Raw genomic sequence first — 19,282 nt, 5'->3', positions numbered from 1 at the left:
TTATGAAATTGAAGGTGTTAACTGCCTGGAGAGCAGACTAGAAGACAATTATGACAGAAATGTTGCAAGGCATATTCTGTTACCATTTGCGCCCGTTGCGGGGGGATTAAACGCGGGCGAAACCGGACGCCGCCCGCTGCGGTGATGACTAGCTCACGATCGGTTTTTTGGTTTTATCCAGCGCCTGCATAAAGCGGTCATCCAGATGCAGATGCTGTTTCACCAGCTCAGGCGGCGTTGAGGCCAGCCACTGATTGAGGGAAATATCGGCGTAGTAGCTGCTTTTAAACAGCTCAAGGAAACGCAGCGGCTTATCACCGGTATTCTCGATGTAATGCCCCATGGCAAAAGGCACGTAGCCGACGTCGCCCGCGCGGAAGTCAAAGGTGCGCGCCTGGCCGGACGAGGCAAACACCCCCATCCGGCCTTCCCCTTCCAGATAGTATTGCCACTCGTCGTTGTTCGGATGCCAGTGCAGTTCACGCATCGCGCCGGGTTGCAGCTCCACCAGCGCAGCGGCGATGGTTTTCGACACTTTAAAGGTGGAGGAGTCGGTGATGCGCACCGTGCCGCCTTTCAATGTAATCGGATCCTGCGCCAGCATCCTGTGACTGAAAGCAATGCTGGAGCGGGTTGCGCCGCCGATCGCATCGGCATTCAGTGCGCCGGGCACCTTGCCGGCAAAGATATATTCATCGGAGGGCGAAGGCAGCTTGCTAAAGGTTTCCGCCGGGACGCCAAAGTTCTTCGCCAGGATCTCCGGCGGAACATGCTTAAACCAGTCGCTCAGCAGGAAGGTACTGTCTTCATCAAAACCGCCGTTGTCGAACGCCAGCAGAAACTCGCAGCCGTCCGGCCCGAGCCCCTGGATCGAGTGCGGCACGCCAGGCGGGAAGTACCACAGATCGCCGACGTTCACGTCATCAACAAACCAGTTGCCGTCGGTATCCAGCGCGGTGATGCGCGCTGAACCATATAGCATATAGGACCACTCCCCCTCTTTATGCCAGTGCAGCTCGCGAATGCCGCCGCTGTTCAGGCGCATATCCACGCCGGCAATGGTGGTGGAAATCCCCAGTTCACGCTGCGTGACCTGGCGGGTCCAGCCGCCGGTGCCCTTGCGGACGTGCGAGTCGCTAAAGGAGAAGCGCAGGTTGGGCAGGGTTCCGCTGTCGGTCGGCGGAGGATTAACGATATCGGGATTTTCACCCATGCGGATCGGATCGTTCGGGCCAGGATCGCTCCCGCCGGTTTTACCGGTGAAGGGTTGCGCCACCGGTTGATCGTGAGCGTGCACCTTTCCAGCCGCTAACGCGACGGTGCCACCAGCAGCAAATGCCATAAAACTGCGACGAGTAATGGGGTTCATGATGAGCTTCCTTGTGTAGGGTCTTATTAGCCGATGACCTTTTTAGTCCCAGCGAAAGATAAGACTAACCACAGTAATGCCCTGCGCCACTCACCCACGGCGGAATACCCTTACCAAATGTAAGCCACCGTTATGCAGAATTTTTTATCGTTAGTTCAACCGCACTTAAACCAAATTAGCCCTTCTATCGCCAGGCAATATTCCCTGCTTTGGAATGACGTTTTCGCAGAAGCATGCGTTTGATTCGCGCGCTATCCATGCAAAATATTTATCAATAAGTTAATGGAATGTGAAATAAATGTTTACAGTGAACCGCGCCGTTCGGCCTCGCGATTCAGGAGTGATGCACGGCGATATAGCGATCGAAGCGCGTGGATTTCAGTTGCATCAAGTCCACCACCACCAGGCCATCAATGCAGTTATTGAAGTCCGGGTCGCTGCCAAAATCGATAAACTGCACGCCGCCCGGTTCGCACAGCTCGGAGTACTGCTTGTATAACGGCGGAATGCTGGTGCCGAGGTTGTTCAGCATCCGCTTCAGGGTTTTCAGATCCTGCTGATAATCCTCGCCGCTGAACTGCGCCAGCACGTCAGGCAGCGAAGCCGGATAGGGTCGCCGTGACGTGGCCATCGGCAACGCGGGCGCAAAATAGAGGCGATAGAAGGCGACCAACAGATCGCGGGCGGGCAGCGGCAGCCCGCCAGAGATGGACACCGGGCCAAACAGGTAGCGGTACTGCGGGTATTTCGCCAGGTAAGCGCCGATGCCCAGCCAGAGATAATCCAGCCCGCGTTTGCCCCAGTACGCCGGTTGAATAAAGCTGCGGCCCAGCTCGATGCCCTGCATCAGCACGTCGTTCATCCGGTGATCGTAATGGAACAGGCTGTGGCTGTAGATCCCTTCCAGCCCTTTCTGCGTCAGCTGTTCGGCGGTGGGCAGAAAACGGTAGGCGCCAACAATATCCAGCGCCTCGTCATCCCACAAAATCAGATGGTAATAGTCGTCGTCGTAGTCATCGAGATCGCGTCGTTTGCCGCTGCCTTCACCCACCGCACGGAAAGCGATTTCCCGCAGCCTGCCCAGCTAACGCAGGATTGGCACATAGTCTTCGCCGTTACGCCGCCACAGGTAAATCATTTTGCCATCCGCCGTCTGGCCCAGCACTTCACAGCCTGACAGCGCGCGCTTCAGCACCGCACGATCTTCTGCGCGGGCAATGGCCGGTTCGGTCTGGAACAGACCGGATTTCCCCTGCGCGGTGCGGTACAGATGACGACGGAAGCGCTTTGCCAGCTCTTTGGCCGGCGTGTGGCCGTCATGCCAGTGGGCATAAGGAATGCGCGCGCCGATGGTCAGCTTGAGCCGTGCGCCGCGGTTTTTGAACATCTCGCGCACCAGTAACAGCATCGACAGCGGCGGGTAGATCATCGAGGTGAGATAGAACAGCGAGGTATTGCGCCCGCTGACGTGGATCGGCACGATCGGCGCGCGGAAACGGGCGGCCAGCCGCACAAAGCCGTGGTTCCATTTGCCGTCCTTTACTCCTTTGCTGCCAAACCGCGAGACTTCGCCTGCCGGGAAGAAGATCAGCACGCCCTGATTTTCCAGCTGCTCCTGCATCTGCGCCAGCTGCTGGCGGTTGGTGCGGTTGCCCATATTGTCGACCGGCAGCATCAGGCTGCTCAGCGACTCCAGGCAGTTCAGCAGCCGGTTGGTGACAATTTTTACATCGCGGCGCACCTGCGAAACCGCGTGTAACAGGGCCAGGCCATCCAGCGTGCCCAGCGGATGGTTGGCGACAATCACTACCGGCCCCTGACTCGGGATCTGCTCCAAATCGCGCTCGCTCAGTTCGCAGCGGATATCGAAGTAATCGAGTACCTGTTCCGCCATATCCAGCCCTTTGAGGTGGCGGTATTTCTGATTGAACTGCTGAAACTCTTTTTCGCGCAGCAGGATCCTGAGCAGGGATTTTTGCCAGCCGGGGGTATTTCGCTGTGGGCAGAGGTCGTCTAATACGGATTCAATAGTAAACACAGGCATCTCTCCAGGCGGTTTACCGCGACAGTAAAGAGCCTGAATGACGCTTTCATGGCGAATAAATGACGACAAAAAGAAGCCTGCAGCGGCGGTCGGTATTCATCGCTGGCCGCACGCCGCCAGCATTGCCATTAAGCGCATAACTTCATACGTTTTCACTATTTCCGCGCGATTTTCAGCCACGGCATACTGAACGCTCTGTTTCAGGAGAGAGTTATGGCTGATTACCTGCATGCGTCACAGCGCCGCGCCATTAAACGGCGTGAAGCTCACTGGTTGTGGCAAAGCGAACTGCCCACCTGGGCGGTGATCGTCACCGTGTATGCCGGCTGGTTTGGCGTGGTGGCGAACTGGCAGGCACTATCGCCGTGGATCGGCACGCCGCTGCTGGTGCTGCTGACCACCTGGTATATGTCGCTGCAACATGAATGTATTCACGGCCATCCCACCCGGTGGGCGCGGGTGAATCAGCTGCTGGCGCAACTGCCGCTGGCCGTCTGGTATCCCTACCGGCTGTATCGCGATTCGCACCTGAAACATCACCGCAATGAGTTCCTGACGCTGCCGGAAGAGGATCCAGAAACCTACTATTACAGTGCGGCGCACTGGCAACGCTATCCGCGCCTGTTTCCGCTGCTGGCGGCGGTGCGCAATACCTTAAGCGGCCGGGTGGTGCTGGGCCCGCTGCTGGATATCGTGGGCACCGCGCAGGCTGCCGTGCGCAAAATACTCGCCGGTGACTGGCGCGAAATGCTGATGTGGCTAAACCACGGGCTGCTGCTGGCCGGCGTGTTTTACTGGCTGGAACGGCACGGTATTGCAACCGGCTACTACCTGTTCGCCGTGAGCTATTTCAGCCTGAGCCTGACCAAAATCCGCTCCTTTTACGAGCATCGGGCGGAAGAGAATCCGCAGGCGCGTTCGGTGCTCAACGAGGCGGGGCCGTTCTGGCGACTGCTGTTTTTGAATCTGAACTATCATTTGGTACATCACGATCTGCCGGGCCTGCCGTGGTATGGCCTGCGCGAGGTTTATCTGGCCGATAAAGCGGCGTACCAGCAGCGCAGCGAAGGCTTTGTGGTGGACGGTTACCGCGCGTGGCTGCCCGCGCTAATTACCCCGATCGCGGTGACTGTCCACCCGTTTGCCGATGGAGCAAATAGCACAGATGATTGCCTCACTGCCGATGTACCCCTTCACGCCCCAGCATGTGGAAGCCTTCTGGCAGACGCTGAGGAACACTCTGCCGTCGCTCACGACGCCCACCGCCCTGAGCTGGCCGGATCCCTTGTTGCCTCACTGGCAACGTGACGATCTGCTGCTGAGCCAGACCTGCGGCTATCCGCTGGTCACCCTGCTGCCGGACGTTCAGGTGGTTGGGGCGTTTTGCTACTCGGCGGCCGGTTGCGATGGCCCGAATTACTCGAGCTGGCTGGTGGTGCGGGAAGAGGAATCGGGTCAGGCGCTGGCTGATTTTGCCGGCCGCAGGCTGGCCTTTAACAGCGAAGATTCCCAGTCGGGCTACCACAGCGTGATGAAAATGACCGGCGGCCCGGCGATTTTTTCTGCCACCGTTGCCTCCGGCGGCCATCGACGTTCCGTGGCGTTAGTTCGCCGTGGGCAAGCCGATATTGCCGCCATCGACTGTATCAGCTGGGCACTGCTTCAGCGGGATTTCCCGGAAGAGCTGCGTGGGTTAAAGATTATTGACCAAACGGCGAGCGTACCAGGCTTACCGGTAATCACTTCCGCCCGCACATCCGCTGAAACCCTCGCCGCGCTGCGCGAGGGACTGACTCAGGTGGTGGCGGATGCCGCCAACCGCCCGATGCTGGACGCCTTGTTAATTAAGGATTTTACGCCCCTTCCCCGATCCGCCTGGCAGGTTCTCCTCGCGTAATTATTCAGAACTGGCTGATAACCGGGCTTAGCGCTTGCCGTTCACAATGTCACCAGGTTACACTATAACAAACCATAACTTATTATTTTTATTGATTATTTTACTTACCAGCAAACGTAAATCTTTGGCACTAATGGAAATCTGGCGACGATCGTCCCGCCGATGCCTTACTGATAAAGTTAAAAATTTCGCGGCAGTCAAAATCATCAGTACGGCCTATCGCAATGAATAACCTGACCTCCCTGTTGCTGTCCGCATGCCTGCTATTGAGCGGCTGCGCCTCGCTGTCCAGCAACAGCATCGATACCTCCCCGGAAGCCAGCCTGCTGGCAAGCTGCCATGTGCCGGTAAAACAACAGATCGATGCGCTGGCCAAACCTTTGATCGACGCGCACCGCACGCCCGGCGTGGTGGTTGCGCTGTTGCATGGCGGCAAACGCCAGGTGTTCAGCTACGGCTTTACCGACACCGACCGGCAGATCCCGCTGACCGGCGATACGCTGTTTGCGGTGGGCTCGGTGACCAAAGGCTTCACCGCAGAGAGTGCGGCGCTGCTGGTGCAGCAGGGCAAACTGCGCTGGGACAGCACGCTGCGGGAGATGCTGGGCAACGAGGTGGCGCTCAGCCCGGATGCCAGCAGGATCACCCTGATGGAACTGGCGACCCACACTTCCGGCCTGCCGCGCCAGATGACCACGCTGCATATGCTCGGCAAGCTGACCGACTATCTGTTTACCGGCAATCCTTTCTATGACGACCTGGATCAGGGCGAGTTTGTTAGTTACCTGCGCGATTTTTCCGCGCCGGCCCACCGTTCGGTGATCTACTCCAACCTCGGCTATTCGATTCTGGATTACGTGATCACCCGACACAGCGGCCAGTCGCCGCAGCAGATCGCCAGCCAGCAGATTATCGCGCCACTGGGCCTGCGCCATACCGGCTATCAGCCTGAGACATTGCCGGGCTATATGCTTCGCGCCCGCGGACATGCGGGCGATCAGCCTAAATTTGTTCGTCGGGGGCAAGTGGTGCCGGAGTGGCATTTTGCCGGGAATATGGTGGGAGCCGCCTCGCTGTGGTCCAGTGCCAACGACCTGTTGACCTATCTGAATGCGCATATGAACGGCAGCGGCGATCCGGCGCTGGACGCGGCATTTGATGATGCCACCACCATTCGCTTTAAAGAGCCGAAGTATGACTCTTCCGCGTTAGCCTGGCTGAGCAACAATATTGACGGTCAAAGCATTCTCTATCAGTCCGGCTTTATCGGCGGCTACGCCAGCTATATCGGGATGGACATCAAACACCGCACCGCCATCGTGGTGCTACAGAACAGCTTTAACTGGGATAATGATATCGGCCACCGCATGCTGCTGCGGTTGGCGACCGAGAAGGATGAAGGAACGGCGTGTGGGGCGAGCGAGGGAGGGGTTAATTCAGTGAGGTGAGTGCATGAGAATATTGCGGGGCAACTGCGGATGATGGAACAGCCGCTAAAGGCGAAGCAGCTGGAGCTGGCTCGCCATACTTGCGTGACGGGCGGCTGAAGGTAAAAGCCAGAAGGATCATTGGGATCGCTTCCGGCTTTAACTTTAATTACTAATATATACTGACGGCCCCATAAACTGAATATGAATACACTTTAGGTGCAAAAAAATACTAGGCCCATTAATTAAAACCTCGCTACACCCATCATTTTTCTCTATTTTAATTTTAGCCTGCATGTTAGTAGACATCCCATCTAACTTGATTGTGCTAACGCCACCGCAATTTATACCACATCGACATCTATTATAACCTTTGACCCATTTAACTGGAGGATTGTCTGGCAATTCATCAATTAAGTCGAAAGATATTATTACAGCAGCACCTTCACGATCTATTTTTACGTCAAAAACATCGATTTCATTAATTTCTATAGGCTTAGAAAAAACATTATTAATCATATAACTACCATCAAGATCATTCCAATACACATCAACCCCCTCAAAATTCATAATGATCAAACGTACCTGAAACAGATCCTGTTCGAATGTTTTCAATAGGCCTTACGTTCAAATGACGGCCTTGGTTTCCGATCCCTCCTGGATAGCTATGTCCCGCAGAATGATCCTGAATAATAATTTTATTTCCATCAGTTTTTGTAAATTGATATTCCCTAGTCCAGATCTGATTTCCATTCTTATCTGAAATAGGATTATTATTTGAGTCAGTCATTCGTACATTCCTATGATCTCCATGAAAACCAGTTTTAGGATTAAATATCCTATCTGGTTGTTGAGTCATTGGTATTCCTGCATCTCTTTTCGCTGCTCTGAAGGCTTCTTTCCTAGAATTGAATTGAGAATTACATTTAGTAAGTCCCAACGGATCGATCCAACTCAAAGGATTCGGCGCATACGCATACAGGTTATCACCACCCGCCAGCCCTATCGGATCCTGAACAGTAAACCGTCCTACACCCGGATCGTAATGGCGGAATAAATTATAGTGCAGCCCGGTTTCTTTGTCAGCGTACTGCCCTGCGTAACGCAGGGGTTGCTCTATCAGGGAGCGATCCTGACGGACGTCGAAACTGCGCGTCGTCTGGTATTTGACCTCCCCAAACGTGCCGTAATGGCCAGCCCATCGCAGGTGACCTTCTTCGTCCGTAACCTCCAGCGGCGCGCCGTTCAGATCGGTGTTAAACCAGAAGATGTCAGCTGCCGTTCCGGCGGCAGGTTGATCCAGTCTCGCCAGCGGGCTCCAGATATCGTTCGGATCATAAAGGTAAGTCTGCCGTGCGCCATTCTGCTTTTGCTCCTGCAGCAGACGGTAACCCTGCCACAGGAAGCGCGTGGCAACGGTTTTGTCATGGAGGCGAACCGCTTTGCAGGTACGGCGACCCAGCGCATCGTAATGATAGTGGGCCTCAAACCGGCCTTCCGGGCCGGTGCCGCTGGCCTTAATCAGGCGGTTATCTGCATCGTAACGGTAGTGCTGTTCGTCCGCGCCGTTGCGGCGGCTGATCAGGTTGCCCCAGCCATCGTATTTGTAAAACAGGTTTCGCCAAACGCTGAGGCGGTTATCCGCAATGGCGTCCGTATCCCGGCTACCGTGGCTCTGACGCTGGCCGTAAACAGGATCATCATTCCAGCCTCCCCAGTTATCGGGAAGCGGGCCATTGCCCTCTGCCAGCAGGTTGTCGGCATTGTCATAACGCAGTTCGTTGGCGGCCCGGCGACTGCGCGATTCTGCATGGCTCAGCAGCCGGCCTTCAGCATCGTAGCCGTAATGGATATCGCCTCTTAGCGTGTCGCTGACGCCGGCCAGTTCGCCCCTTGCGGTATAGCGGAAAGCGCGGGCCAGCAGCGTACTCTGTGGTGAAACAAATTCACCGCTCAGCTGGCTTTGCTGTTGCGTGCGGCGGCCGAGCGCGTCGTAGCTTCGCGTCTGCAGGCGGGTTCCCTGGGTGCGTGATACCTCGCGGTGCAGGCTGTCGCGGGTGAATTCGCTGACCGTCTGGCGGTTGAAACCGATCGCGCTGACGTGGCCGGAACCGTAATGCAGCCAGCGGAGTTCATCATCGCCAGGCAGGGCCAGATGGGTCAGATTGCCCTGCGCATCCCGGGTATAACGCAGCGTGCCGTTCACCCCGGACTCTTCTTCCAGCTGCCCCAGCGCGTTATAGCTGAACTGCAGGCTGTCTTCTTCAATGCCCAGCGCTCGTCCTGACTCTGTTGGCGTGCGCTGCAGCCTTGTCAACCTGCCGCGCAGGTCATAGCAGTAATCCCATTCAGCACTGATGTTAGCGCGCCAGAGGAGCTGTCCGGCGGCATCGTGTCGGAACATCTGGCTGCGGCGGGCAATGCCGCCATCAGCCGCTTCCCGCGCGGTCTCCGCCACGGTGGCAAGGTAGCCAGCCTCGTCATAGTCAAACTGACGGGAGGTCTCATCCGGGCGAACTTCGCGCGTCAGGCGTCCCGTCGGATCGTGCTCAAAACGATAGCGTCCTCCGTTGCCGTTATCCAGCTCGGTTAACCGTCCGCGCACGTCATAATGCCAGCGCCGCGTGCGGTTCAGGCGGTCGGTCTGGCTCAGCGGCTGGCCCAGGGCGTTGTACTGCCAGCGAGTGAGGCTCTCCAACGGGTCATACCACGCCGCCAGCTGATTGCGTTCGTTCCAGCTAAAGCGTTCCGTCGTGCCGTCCGGGTGTTCCACTTCGCTAAGTTGCCCGGCGGCAAGCCAGTGCCAGCGGGTGATATTGCCCTGCGCATCGATCATGGCTTTGGGCTGGCCAAAGGTATCGTACTGCCAGCGCGTGATGCTGCCGGAACAGTCGGTACGCTGCGTCAGCAGTCCCTGATGGTTCCACTGCAGACTGACTTCGCCGCCGCTGGCGTCGGTTATCCTGTCCGGCAGGCTCTCTTCAGCGTCCGGATAATGCCAGCGGGTGATGTTGCCTGCGGCATCGGTCTCAGCGATCAACCGACCTGCCGGGTCAAAATCACTGCGCTCGCGGACGCCGTCGGGCCAGGCGATTTCAACAAGATTGGTCGACAGCCGTGACCAGCGATATTCCGTCCTGCGACCCAGTTCATCTTTCTCACTGAGCAGACGGCCATGGCGGTCCCACTGACAGCTGCGCTGTGCGCCGCCCGGCAACAGGACGCAACACAGCTCGCCCTTCTGATAGATAAAGCTATAGCGGCGGCCGTCCCAATCGGTATATGCGGCCACGCTGTCATCATCCTCACAAACCCAGTGAGCGGTGCAGCCGTCTTCACGCACTGCCCCGCGGCTGCCGTTGTCAAAATCGTAACTGAAGTCCAGCCTTTCTCCCGCGCTGTTGCGGTAAGCCACCACGCGCGGCAGCCCCGCAATTTCGCGCCACAGGTATTCGTTCAGCAGGCCGTTAGCATCTTCATGGCTGCTCATCAGCCCGTCGTGCCAGCTGAAGCGTCGCACCACGCTACCGCCCCGGTTTTTAACCCTGACCAGCTGACCTTCATCATCATATTCGTAGCTAACCAGCGTGACTGCATCATCAAGTCGGGCTTCCAGCAGCCGCTTTCGCGCAGGGTCGTAACGGCAGATGACCCGCTGCCCGGCACTGTCGATCAGTTCATGCAGCAGACCATCATGCTGATAATGGAAGGTGATGGTATTGCCGGTAAGGTCAGCCATGGCGGTTAACAGGCCGGGCATCGCCTCGTCCAGACTGCCGTAATGCAGACGCTCGCCGCTGACATCAAACACCGACCAGCTGTCATCGCTATGGTGCTCCAGCCAGCACTTCTCGCTATCGCACCAGGTTTTACGGCCTTTGGGGACGTCGGGGAAAGAGACGTAGTCGCCGGACGGCGCGCGCCAGACCAGCCCATCCTGATAGCGTGCCAGACGGGTTTCCCAGAACAGGCTCCAGCCGCGACCCAGCACACTCTCTGCGGGATTGCCGCTTCGCCAGTAGCGCTGCCAAAGCACGGGCAGACGGGAGGGAAGCGTGAAATCCAGCTCATCATCGCCGTCGAGGAATTTTTGACCGCTGATAAGATCCACCGGGCGGGCAATAATGCCTGCCGCCGCCGCGCCGGTCATCAATGCCCCCGCGCGACAGGTAATGCGGGCGAGTTTATTGATGCCGGGAAGTTTAGCGAGCAGTTTACTCAACGCGCCAACCTTACCAGCTGCACCGCCCCAGCCACCCAACAGGCCGGTGAACAGCAGCGTCAGATCCGAGGCTTTATAAATCCAGTCGGCCACTTCTGGCGTGATGGGTAAGGTGGTCTGACGGGCCCCGCCAATAAACACGTTGGACGATCCCGTCATCACCTTGGCATCGCAATTGGTGGCGTCGCCGGCTCGCGCAGCAGGAAAACCATTGATAAAGACGCTGGCAGAGCCCTGCGCCACCTGCATCGAAGGGCCGTCATTGGCACAGCCTGCCTGGCTGAGGGTGGCGATTGCCGCGGGCTTGCCGTTGATAAAGACATTATGAGACCCCGTCAGGATCTTCCCACTTGCGGACATGCCGGCTGCGCCGGCTGCGGCAATGCCATCGCGGGCAGCGGTTGCCAGTTCTCCCGTCGCATAGCCCACTGCCAGACTGGCGCCCACTAACAGCAGCCCGACACCGAGATAGGAAGAAGCCAGCCCTGCCACCATCAATGCTCCGGCGGCGATGCCCCCCATCGCACACAGCAGTCCACCCACCACTGTTCCGGCAATCATCCCGGCAAGAGCATGGGAATGGCCGATGTCATCGCCAACACGCGCAGCTTCAAGCATCTGAAATGTCCTTATTAACGGGCGACGTAGCTTTCCAGTAGAGAGCTGAAGGTCGCCATATCGCCGTTATCCAGTACGGCGGATTTGCTTTGAGTGATTACCAGCACCAACCTGTCGTCAACCGCGAAAACGGCTTGATGCTGAGTGATGCGTTTACCTTCCCGCAGATAGCTGGCGTGGATGCTCTCGCCCGGCAACGCAGGTTGCCCCAGCGTCGCCGGTTGACGGCTTTCCAGCTTCCAGCCCTTCAGGACTTGATTCAGTTGCTGCAGCTGACGGTCAATGTACGCCTCCAGCATTTCGCCTTCATTCAGCGCATCGCGGGCGATAGTAATGACTGCGCCTGCAGGATCGAGGGGTTTGAAAACGTTGAGGGTGCGATCTTCATAGCCTGGCGGCAGGTCAAGCTGACCTTCGGTGAAAATGCACTGCGGAGAGGTGGAAGACATGATGCCCAATCCCTGATACTTAAAGATAATTGATGCAAGCCATCATCTCACGATGCCAGGCGCAGACCAAGAAAAAATCACCGTAACCCATTACTTACAACAGGTTAGGAAAAATATTAAGCAGCTTGCCGGTGAGGAAAGATCGGCAGTTCTATTAATAAAATTATCCAACGGGGTTATCTGTTGCCGTAAAACCGGCGTCATTAGTTGGCCGGGTTATCAGTAACCCGGCCAACTAAAAGCAGGCTGGAAATCGAGGTCAGGCGAGGCTATTCATCCAGCTCTAAAGGCGGTAACTGAGCGAAGACGCTGAGCAGACCGGCGCTCCACAGCTGGCGGATTTGTGAGTAGTAGGGATGCTTTTCGGTCAGGTGATACTGTTGCGCGATGCTGTAACTGTCGGTGGGATAAATCATCACGTCCAGCGGCAGTCCGACCGAGATGTTACTGGCCAGCGTGGAGTCCATCGAGATCAGCGCGCACTGCATCGCCTGGTCCAGCGGCGTATCAAAGCGCAGCACGCGGTCGATAATCGGTTTGCCGTACTTGCTTTCACCAATCTGGAAATACGGCGTGTCGGTGCTCGACTCGATGAAATTGCCCTGCGGGTAGATCTGGAACAACCGCGGCTCTTCGCCTTTGATCTGGCCGCCCAACATCAGCGTGCCGCCAAACTCTTCTCCGTCCCGTTTGATGACTTCACGCAGCGTATCGCCCACCAGCAGCGCCACATCGTACATGTTGCTGCAGCTCATCAGGTTGGGCTTTTTCGCGTCTTCGCACCCGCGCCTTAACAGGCTGAGGGCACTTTGCGTGGTGGCCAGGTTGCCGGCACTTTGCAGGACCAGCGTGCGCTCATCGTCCTGTTGGAAAACATGAAGCTTACGGAAGGACGAAATATGATCGACGCCCGCATTGGTTCGGGAGTCCGAAACAAAAATCATCCCTGACGATAAACGCATTGCCACACAGTAAGTCATAGTTTGCCCGAGTTATTAATTACTGCTGCGAATTCACCAGTTGCACCGCAGCCACCGCTAACATGTCTTCGCTCCCGCCGCCCAGCCTCATGCCCCGTACCGGGCAGGCATCCATATAATCTACGCCCACCGCCAGCTTGAGATGCTGGCGCGTGCTGCGGGTATTATTGGTGATATCAAAGCTGTGCCAGCTGCCGTCCACCCAGGCCTCAACCCAGGCGTGCGTAGCCACATGTTCAACGGTGTCAGTATAAAGGTATCCGCTTACATAGCGAGCGGGGATATGCAGGCTGCGACAGCAGGCCAGAAACACGTGGCTGTGATCCTGGCAAACCCCGGTGCCCGCGGCAAATACTTTCGCGGCGTTATCAGTAACAATCGTGCTACCCGGCTGATAAGGCATTTTCAGTAATAACTCGTCCATCAACCGGTCCAGGCTGGCCATTGGCGCTTCCGGACGGAAATAGCGCAGGGCAAAGTCGCGGATTGCCGCATCAGGCTGAGTTAACGACGTCACTCGCAGGAACACTAACGGCGACAGACAGCTGTCCGGATCCGGCGCCATGTCGCCATTATCGAGGATTTCCACCATGCCGCGCGCTTCAATCTCAATCGACTGGTGCGGCGTATCCAGCGTCAGCACGTGCAGCACGTTGCCGTAGGTATCGGTAGTACAGATCGCCTGCTCGGGCAGGATCAATTCCCAGGAAATAATGTTCTGATGGACCGAATTCTGCGGCGTCAGGCGCAGATACTGGGTGCTTTGCTTCACCAGACTCTGATAACTGAAAAGGGTCTTATGGGCGATATCCAGTTTCATTTAGCCTCCAGGTAAGTCTGTTGAATGCTCACGGCAATGTTGCCAAGGTCGCCAAGGAAATCCTGCAGCCAGCTGTGGATCCCCTCTTTTATCAGCGAGTCGTACGAGGTGAAGCGCAGCTCTGCATCCAGCACCGTCACCAGCAGACGCGGGCGATTTTCACCGCTGCCACCGATCAAGTTTAGCTGGTTGGAAATTTCATCAATGCAGGATCGTAAGGATCGCGGGCTCTCTTCCCGCAGGATCAGCATCTCATTGACGCTGGCACTGGCCAGCTCCTGTTTGTAGATGGTGTGGTAAGCCTCGCGCGCCGATACCGAGCGCAGCAGGGTATCCAGCCGGTAATACTCGCGCACCGAGTCGTCATCCTGCTCGGTCAGATAGTGGGTCACGTCCAGCAATCTGGCGGTGCAGTCCGCCCGCTCCAGCAGCGTGCCGAGCCGGATAAAGCTCATCGCATCGCCGCGCATCAGCGTGCCAAACATCGCGCCACGAAACAGGTGCGAACGCTCTTTTACCCAGTCGAAAAAGGCATCCGCGCCGATGCTGCTGACGCCTTTGCGCCGCAGCTTGCGCATCTCAATCCAGCTGGAGTTGATGCTTTCCCACACTTCGGAAGAGAGGCTGCCGCGCACCGCGTGCGCGTTGTTCCATGCCGATTCCCAGCAGCAAAAAATACTGCCCGGATTGCGTTCATCGAGCACAAAGAAATTGAACAGCTGCGGCATCGCCAGCTTGTCATTCAGCGTCCAGAACAGCTCGCTGGTGCTGGTCAGGTTAAGCGGTACGTGCAGCTCATCGTCGTGGCTGCTGCGCACCGGCATCAGCGACAGACGGTTGGTCACGTCCAGCACGCGGGCAATGTTTTCAGCACGCTCTAAATAGCGCGCCATCCAGTACAATCCACTGGCTGTGCGACTCAGCATTGGTCATCCTCCAGCACCCAGGTATCCTTGGTCCCACCGCCCTGCGATGAGTTCACCACCAGCGAACCTTCGGTCAGCGCCACCCGCGTTAGCCCGCCCGGCACCAGCCGGATTTCAGCCCCGCTGAGGGCAAACGGCCGCAGGTCGATATGCCGGGGCGCCAGCCCTTGCTCGACAAACGTCGGGCAGGTTGAGAGCGCCAGGGTGTTCTGCGCAATGTAGTTTTGTGGCCGGGCAATCAGCAGCGAACGGAACTCTTCCAGCTGTTTCTGAGTGGCCACCGGACCAATCAACATGCCGTAGCCGCCCGCGCCATGCACCTCTTTCACCACCAGCTTTGGCAGGTTAGCCAGCACCCACGAAAGCTCGTCCGGACGACGGCACTGCCAGGTCGGCACGTTATTGAGGATCGGATCTTCGGAGAGATAAAACTTAATCATATCCGGCACATACGGATAGATGGATTTGTCGTCCGCCACGCCGGTGCCGATGGCATTCGCCAGCACCACATTGCCGGCGCGATAGACCGACAGCAGCCCCGGCACGCCGAGCATGGAGTCGGCGCGGAAGGCCAGCGGATCGAGGTAGGCATCATCCACGCGGCGATAAATCACGTCGATTTTGCACGGGCCCGCCGTGGTGCGCATCATCACTGCCCCGTCCTTCACAAACAGGTCGGCACTTTCGACCAGCTCCACGCCCATCTGCTGGGCAAGGAAACTGTGCTCAAAGTAGGCACTGTTGAAACGACCGGGCGTCAGCACTACCACCACCGGATCGTTCACCGGGGAGCTTTCGCGCAGGGTTTGCAGCAGATGCGACGGATAGCGTTCGACCGGCGCAATCCGCTGTTGGGCGAACAGTTCCGGGTAGAGCCGCATCATCATTTTGCGGTTTTCCAGCATGTAGGAGACGCCGGACGGCGTGCGCAGATTGTCTTCCAGCACGTAGTATTCACCGTCGCTGTTACGCACCATATCGACGCCGCAGATATGGGCGTAGATATCGCGATGCAGATTCAATCCCTGCATGCAGGGTTGATACTGGTCGTTAACCAACACCTGCTCCGCCGGGATGATGCCGGCTTTCAGGATGTGCTGCTCGTGGTAGATATCATGGAGGAAGGCATTCAGCGCCTGAACGCGCTGGCGGATGCCTTTGTCCAGCATCGCCCATTCACTGGCCGGAATAATGCGCGGCACGCTGTCGAACGGGATCAAGCGCTCAGCGCCGCCATCCTGACCATAAACATTGAAGGTAATGCCGACGCGGTGAAACAAAAGTTCGGCCTCTTCCCGCTTGCGGGCGATCGCCTCGTGGTCGGCTTTTTGCAGCCAGTGCCAGTAGTCGCGATAGTGCTGGCGGTGCTGACCGCTGCCCAGCAGCATTTCATCATAAAAGGTTGATGCTAATTCATAGCCTTGATTCATGATTTCCCTTCCACTGTCGGTGAACCCGTTACTTATCTGCACAAAGCGTGCCAGTACCCAGGGTGACAGAGCGGAGCCTGATGCCGTGCGAGGGCACCATCAACGCCTGGCCTGGCCGGTGCGCCGGGAAGTATCCCTGGAAAGGAGGTCATAAAGGAAACGCACCATAACGGTGCGTTTAATCAGCGGCGATCAGTTTTGTTCCAGCGGGTGCCAGATTTCGGTGACGGCCCCTTCACCGCCGGTGATCGGGTCATGCTGCGGCATCGGAACCCGCTTAATTTCTACTATAGACTGGTTCAGAAGATTCAGCTCATCACGGCGGGTATCTGGCTGCATCCCGCGCGGGTAAGCGCCGACCGCAAAGAAGTCATCGCTGGCGGCCAGCTGTTGATGGCCAACGCCCGCCGGGATCAGCACCGCGTCGCCGGCATAGACGGTGACCGCCCGGCCGGTTTCACCGCCAAACAGAATTTGCGCCCAACCGGCAGCAATCCCCAACAGTTCATGGGTGTTGGGATGGTAATGGGTGTAAGGGAAAACCGGATAGCGCCAGCGCGGCAGCCACTGGTGGCGGGCAAACAGATCTTCGAAAAAGCGGGCAATGTCTTCTTCATCATCCGGTGCGACCTGCGGATAGATGATCAACGGCAGCGGATTGTTCGGTACGCCGCTGGCGGGCTGGAACGTCATATATTGCGGATTGGATGACGCGCCGGCAGAGAAAGTACCGGCAGCGAAGGACATCATGGTGAGTAGGCTCCCAGATTGCGGCAACATACGGCGTCTCCTGTTTCTGGACTTGATTAGTTGTTAATTAATTGTGGCAAATAATCCACAAGATGCAATGTTTGCGCGACGGCGCAGATCACATAACTTATTAATTTATGGGAACTTAACTCAAATCAGCGCAGCGGCAAATCCCCCGAATGAAAGAAACGGAAATCGGGCTCAAAAAGGCGCGATGCAATGGCGTTTACCACGGTAGGCAAACTGTTATAGCCATATTAATGAAAACTGTGTCTGCCCTGACTTTACGCAGTGTGTTTTACTGTGAACAGTCACGAATGAGGTGAGAAAAATGCACGACGTAAAACAGATACTGCAACGCGAGATCGACACGCTGAATCAACAGGAACAGCGCGATAACCGGCCACGCCTGAGCATGACCTTCCTGAAAAACCATCCCGGCTTATGGATATCAATGTATGTCTGTTACGCATTGACCGTAGCGCTGTGTTTCACCACCGAATTCCTCGGCTGGCCGGCGTTCTGGGGCGCAACGTTTTTTGTGCTGTTGATGAGCGGCTTGATGATGCTGGATGTGAATCCGCGCTACCGTTTTGAAGATATCGATACGCTGGATCTGCGCGTTTGCTATAACGGCGAGTGGTACTACATTCGTACCCTGTCCGACCAGGCGATTCAGGAAATTCTGTCCAGTAGCCAGGTCTCTGACAAGGTGAAACAGGGCATTGAAAAGCTGCTGTCGCTGAAAGGCGAAGTCGATTTCTACGACGTATATCATCTGACCTGGGGCCAGCAGCGCGCCTCAACTATCTGATGGCAATGGGGCCAGGCAAACTGGCCCAATAATCACATCCATCAGCTCCTGCCCTTGCGTCCGTCCGCTTCAGTCTTTACAGCATTTCCGCAATCAATCCCCCGAGAATCGCCACCGCCGCCTCCTGCGCATCGAACCACGCCCATGACGCGTTAAAGCGGAAATAATTCGCGTATTGTTCGCCTGACGAGAACATTTTCCCCGGTGCAATACTGATGTTGTTGTTCAGCGCGCGGTAATAAAGTTCGGTGGTGTTCACCTGGCGCGGCAACTCCACCCACAAGAAATAGCCGCCCTGGGAATCGTTGATCCTCGCTTCCACCGGCAGATGACGCTTCAGCGACTGTCGCGCCTGATTCTTGCGCTGCTCCAGCAACATCCGCAGTTTACGCAGATGGCTGTCATAGCTGCGGGTCAACAGGTAGTTGGCCAGCGCCAGCTGCATCGGCGTGCTGGTCGACAGCGTGCTCATCAGCTGTAAGCGCTGGATGCGCTGCGCATGCTGACCGGCAACCACCCAGCCGACGCGAAAGCCGGCCACCAGATTCTTGGAGAAGGACGAGCAGTGCAGCACGCTTTGCTCCAGCTCAAAGGCTTTAGCGGGCAGCGGCTTTTCATGACCAAAATAGAGTTCGTTGTAAACGTCATCCTCAATCAGCGTCACCTTATGGGCAGAGAGGATCTCCACCAGCCGCTGCTTTTTCGCTTTGGTCAGCGTATGGCCCACCGGATTCTGCTGGTTGGTCATCATCCAGCAGGCCTTGATCGGCCAGCGCTCCAGCGCCCTTTCCAGCTCGTCTAAATCCATCCCATGCTGTGGATCGGTGGCGATCGCCACGGCCTTCAGCTTCAGCCGTTCAATCACCTGCAGCGCGCCGTAAAAACACGGGTTTTCGATCGCTACCCAGTCGCCGGGTTCGGTGACCGCCTGCATACTCAGGTTCAGCGCTTCCATCGCCCCGTTGGTAATAACGATTTCATCCGGGGAGACCTGAATGCCCTGCAAGGCGTAACGCTGCGCCAGGGTTTTGCGTAAGGCTTCATTGCCCGGCGGCAGGTTATTCAACGCGTCGGCAGGCTTCATGGTGTGGGAAACCGAGGCCAGCGAGCGCATCAGCTGCCGCTGCGGGAACAGTTCAGGATCGGGGAAGGCAGAGCCAAACGGCAGAATGCGCGGGTCGCGGCAGGCTTGCAGCACATCAAAGATAAAGGCATTGATATCGACAGACTCCGCCAGCTGCACCTTCTGGTGGCTGGCAGGCTGGCTGAGGAAGTCCGCGCGCGGGGCAACGTAGTAGCCGGACTGCGGGCGGGACTGGATCCACCCCTGGCTCTCCAGCACCTGATAGGCGTGCATCACCGTCATCAGGCTCATGCCGCTTAACGCGACCTGCTCTCGCAGCGAGGGCAGTTTTTCTCCCGGCAGCCAGACTTCCGACGAAATCTGCTGCTGGAGTTGGTCGATGAGCTGCTGGTATTTAGCCAAAACTGTTACATGCCCGAACTAGGAATTTGGCAACTATTATAGGTCGCCGC

14 protein-coding genes and 1 pseudogene are annotated in these 19,282 nt (G+C 57.0%); 4 read left to right on the top strand and 11 right to left on the bottom strand.

The window, feature by feature from the left end; genetic code table 11:
• Nucleotides 1–148: 148 nt before the first annotated feature.
• Together AC0IXH_RS21720 and olsF are read right to left on the bottom strand one after the other, a co-directional pair.
• Nucleotides 149–1,369: an oxalate decarboxylase family bicupin gene (locus AC0IXH_RS21720; protein ID WP_105760206.1), complete on the bottom strand. Its 1,221-nt coding sequence runs from the start codon at nt 1,367–1,369 to the stop codon at nt 149–151.
• Between the two features lie 334 nt (nt 1,370–1,703).
• Nucleotides 1,704–3,407 (bottom strand): annotated as a pseudogene (gene olsF / locus AC0IXH_RS21715) (bifunctional ornithine lipid synthase OlsF).
• Between the two features lie 219 nt (nt 3,408–3,626).
• On the opposite strand from olsF, the gene AC0IXH_RS21710 reads away from it, so the two are divergent.
• The 3 genes from AC0IXH_RS21710 to AC0IXH_RS21700 all read left to right on the top strand — a co-directional run bounded on the left by AC0IXH_RS21710 (nt 3,627) and on the right by AC0IXH_RS21700 (nt 6,758).
• Complete coding sequence (locus tag AC0IXH_RS21710) at nt 3,627–4,721, top strand: fatty acid desaturase (protein WP_471720993.1); 1,095 nt, start codon at nt 3,627–3,629, stop codon at nt 4,719–4,721.
• Nucleotides 4,702–5,310, top strand: a complete 609-nt coding sequence (locus tag AC0IXH_RS21705; protein ID WP_471720992.1) for a phosphate/phosphite/phosphonate ABC transporter substrate-binding protein — start codon at nt 4,702–4,704, stop codon at nt 5,308–5,310. Before AC0IXH_RS21710 ends, AC0IXH_RS21705 begins: the two co-directional genes overlap by 20 nt.
• 224 nt (nt 5,311–5,534) lie before the next feature.
• The gene (locus AC0IXH_RS21700) at nt 5,535–6,758 is read left to right on the top strand and encodes a serine hydrolase domain-containing protein (protein ID WP_471720991.1); all 1,224 of its coding nucleotides are present in this window, start codon (nt 5,535–5,537) and stop codon (nt 6,756–6,758) included.
• A gap of 144 nt (nt 6,759–6,902) precedes the next feature.
• Here AC0IXH_RS21700 and AC0IXH_RS21695 read toward each other — a convergent pair whose 3' ends face one another.
• From AC0IXH_RS21695 to AC0IXH_RS21660, 8 genes are all read right to left on the bottom strand, one after another.
• Entirely contained in the window at nt 6,903–7,307 is a 405-nt protein-coding gene (locus AC0IXH_RS21695) for an Imm50 family immunity protein (protein WP_471720990.1), read from the bottom strand.
• On the bottom strand, nt 7,297–11,577 hold the full coding sequence (locus AC0IXH_RS21690; protein ID WP_471720989.1) for an HNH/endonuclease VII fold putative polymorphic toxin: 4,281 nt from the start codon (nt 11,575–11,577) through the stop codon (nt 7,297–7,299). Before AC0IXH_RS21690 ends, AC0IXH_RS21695 begins: the two co-directional genes overlap by 11 nt.
• Nucleotides 11,578–11,591: 14 nt before the next feature.
• Nucleotides 11,592–12,026, bottom strand: coding sequence for a DcrB-related protein (locus AC0IXH_RS21685; RefSeq protein WP_471720988.1), 435 nt, complete (start codon nt 12,024–12,026; stop codon nt 11,592–11,594).
• 269 nt (nt 12,027–12,295) lie between these two features.
• Nucleotides 12,296–13,006 carry a proteasome-type protease gene (locus AC0IXH_RS21680; protein ID WP_013203824.1) on the bottom strand — a complete coding sequence of 237 codons (711 nt, stop codon included), beginning with the start codon at nt 13,004–13,006 and terminating at the stop codon, nt 12,296–12,298.
• 19 nt (nt 13,007–13,025) lie between these two features.
• Complete coding sequence (locus AC0IXH_RS21675) at nt 13,026–13,826, bottom strand: transglutaminase family protein (protein WP_471720987.1); 801 nt, start codon at nt 13,824–13,826, stop codon at nt 13,026–13,028.
• Complete coding sequence (locus AC0IXH_RS21670; protein WP_013203826.1) at nt 13,823–14,752, bottom strand: alpha-E domain-containing protein; 930 nt, start codon at nt 14,750–14,752, stop codon at nt 13,823–13,825. Before AC0IXH_RS21670 ends, AC0IXH_RS21675 begins: the two co-directional genes overlap by 4 nt.
• Nucleotides 14,746–16,182 carry a circularly permuted type 2 ATP-grasp protein gene (locus tag AC0IXH_RS21665; RefSeq protein ID WP_013203827.1) on the bottom strand — a complete coding sequence of 479 codons (1,437 nt, stop codon included), beginning with the start codon at nt 16,180–16,182 and terminating at the stop codon, nt 14,746–14,748. Before AC0IXH_RS21665 ends, AC0IXH_RS21670 begins: the two co-directional genes overlap by 7 nt.
• Before the next feature lie 192 nt (nt 16,183–16,374).
• The gene (locus AC0IXH_RS21660; RefSeq protein WP_041692125.1) at nt 16,375–16,962 is read right to left on the bottom strand and encodes a cupin domain-containing protein; all 588 of its coding nucleotides are present in this window, start codon (nt 16,960–16,962) and stop codon (nt 16,375–16,377) included.
• Nucleotides 16,963–17,263: 301 nt separating this feature from the next.
• Between AC0IXH_RS21660 and AC0IXH_RS21655 the strand changes: the two genes are divergently transcribed.
• A complete protein-coding gene (locus AC0IXH_RS21655) occupies nt 17,264–17,746 on the top strand; it encodes a YlaC family protein (protein ID WP_013203829.1) in 483 nt (160 codons plus the stop codon).
• 76 nt (nt 17,747–17,822) lie between these two features.
• Here the strand turns inward: AC0IXH_RS21655 and AC0IXH_RS21650 are convergent, their stop codons facing one another.
• Complete coding sequence (locus AC0IXH_RS21650; RefSeq protein ID WP_471720986.1) at nt 17,823–19,232, bottom strand: aminotransferase-like domain-containing protein; 1,410 nt, start codon at nt 19,230–19,232, stop codon at nt 17,823–17,825.
• Nucleotides 19,233–19,282: the final 50 nt, after the last annotated feature.

It is taken from the genome of Erwinia sp. AC075, from assembly GCF_979253995.1.
This window is presented reverse-complemented; position numbering and strand designations above follow the sequence as displayed.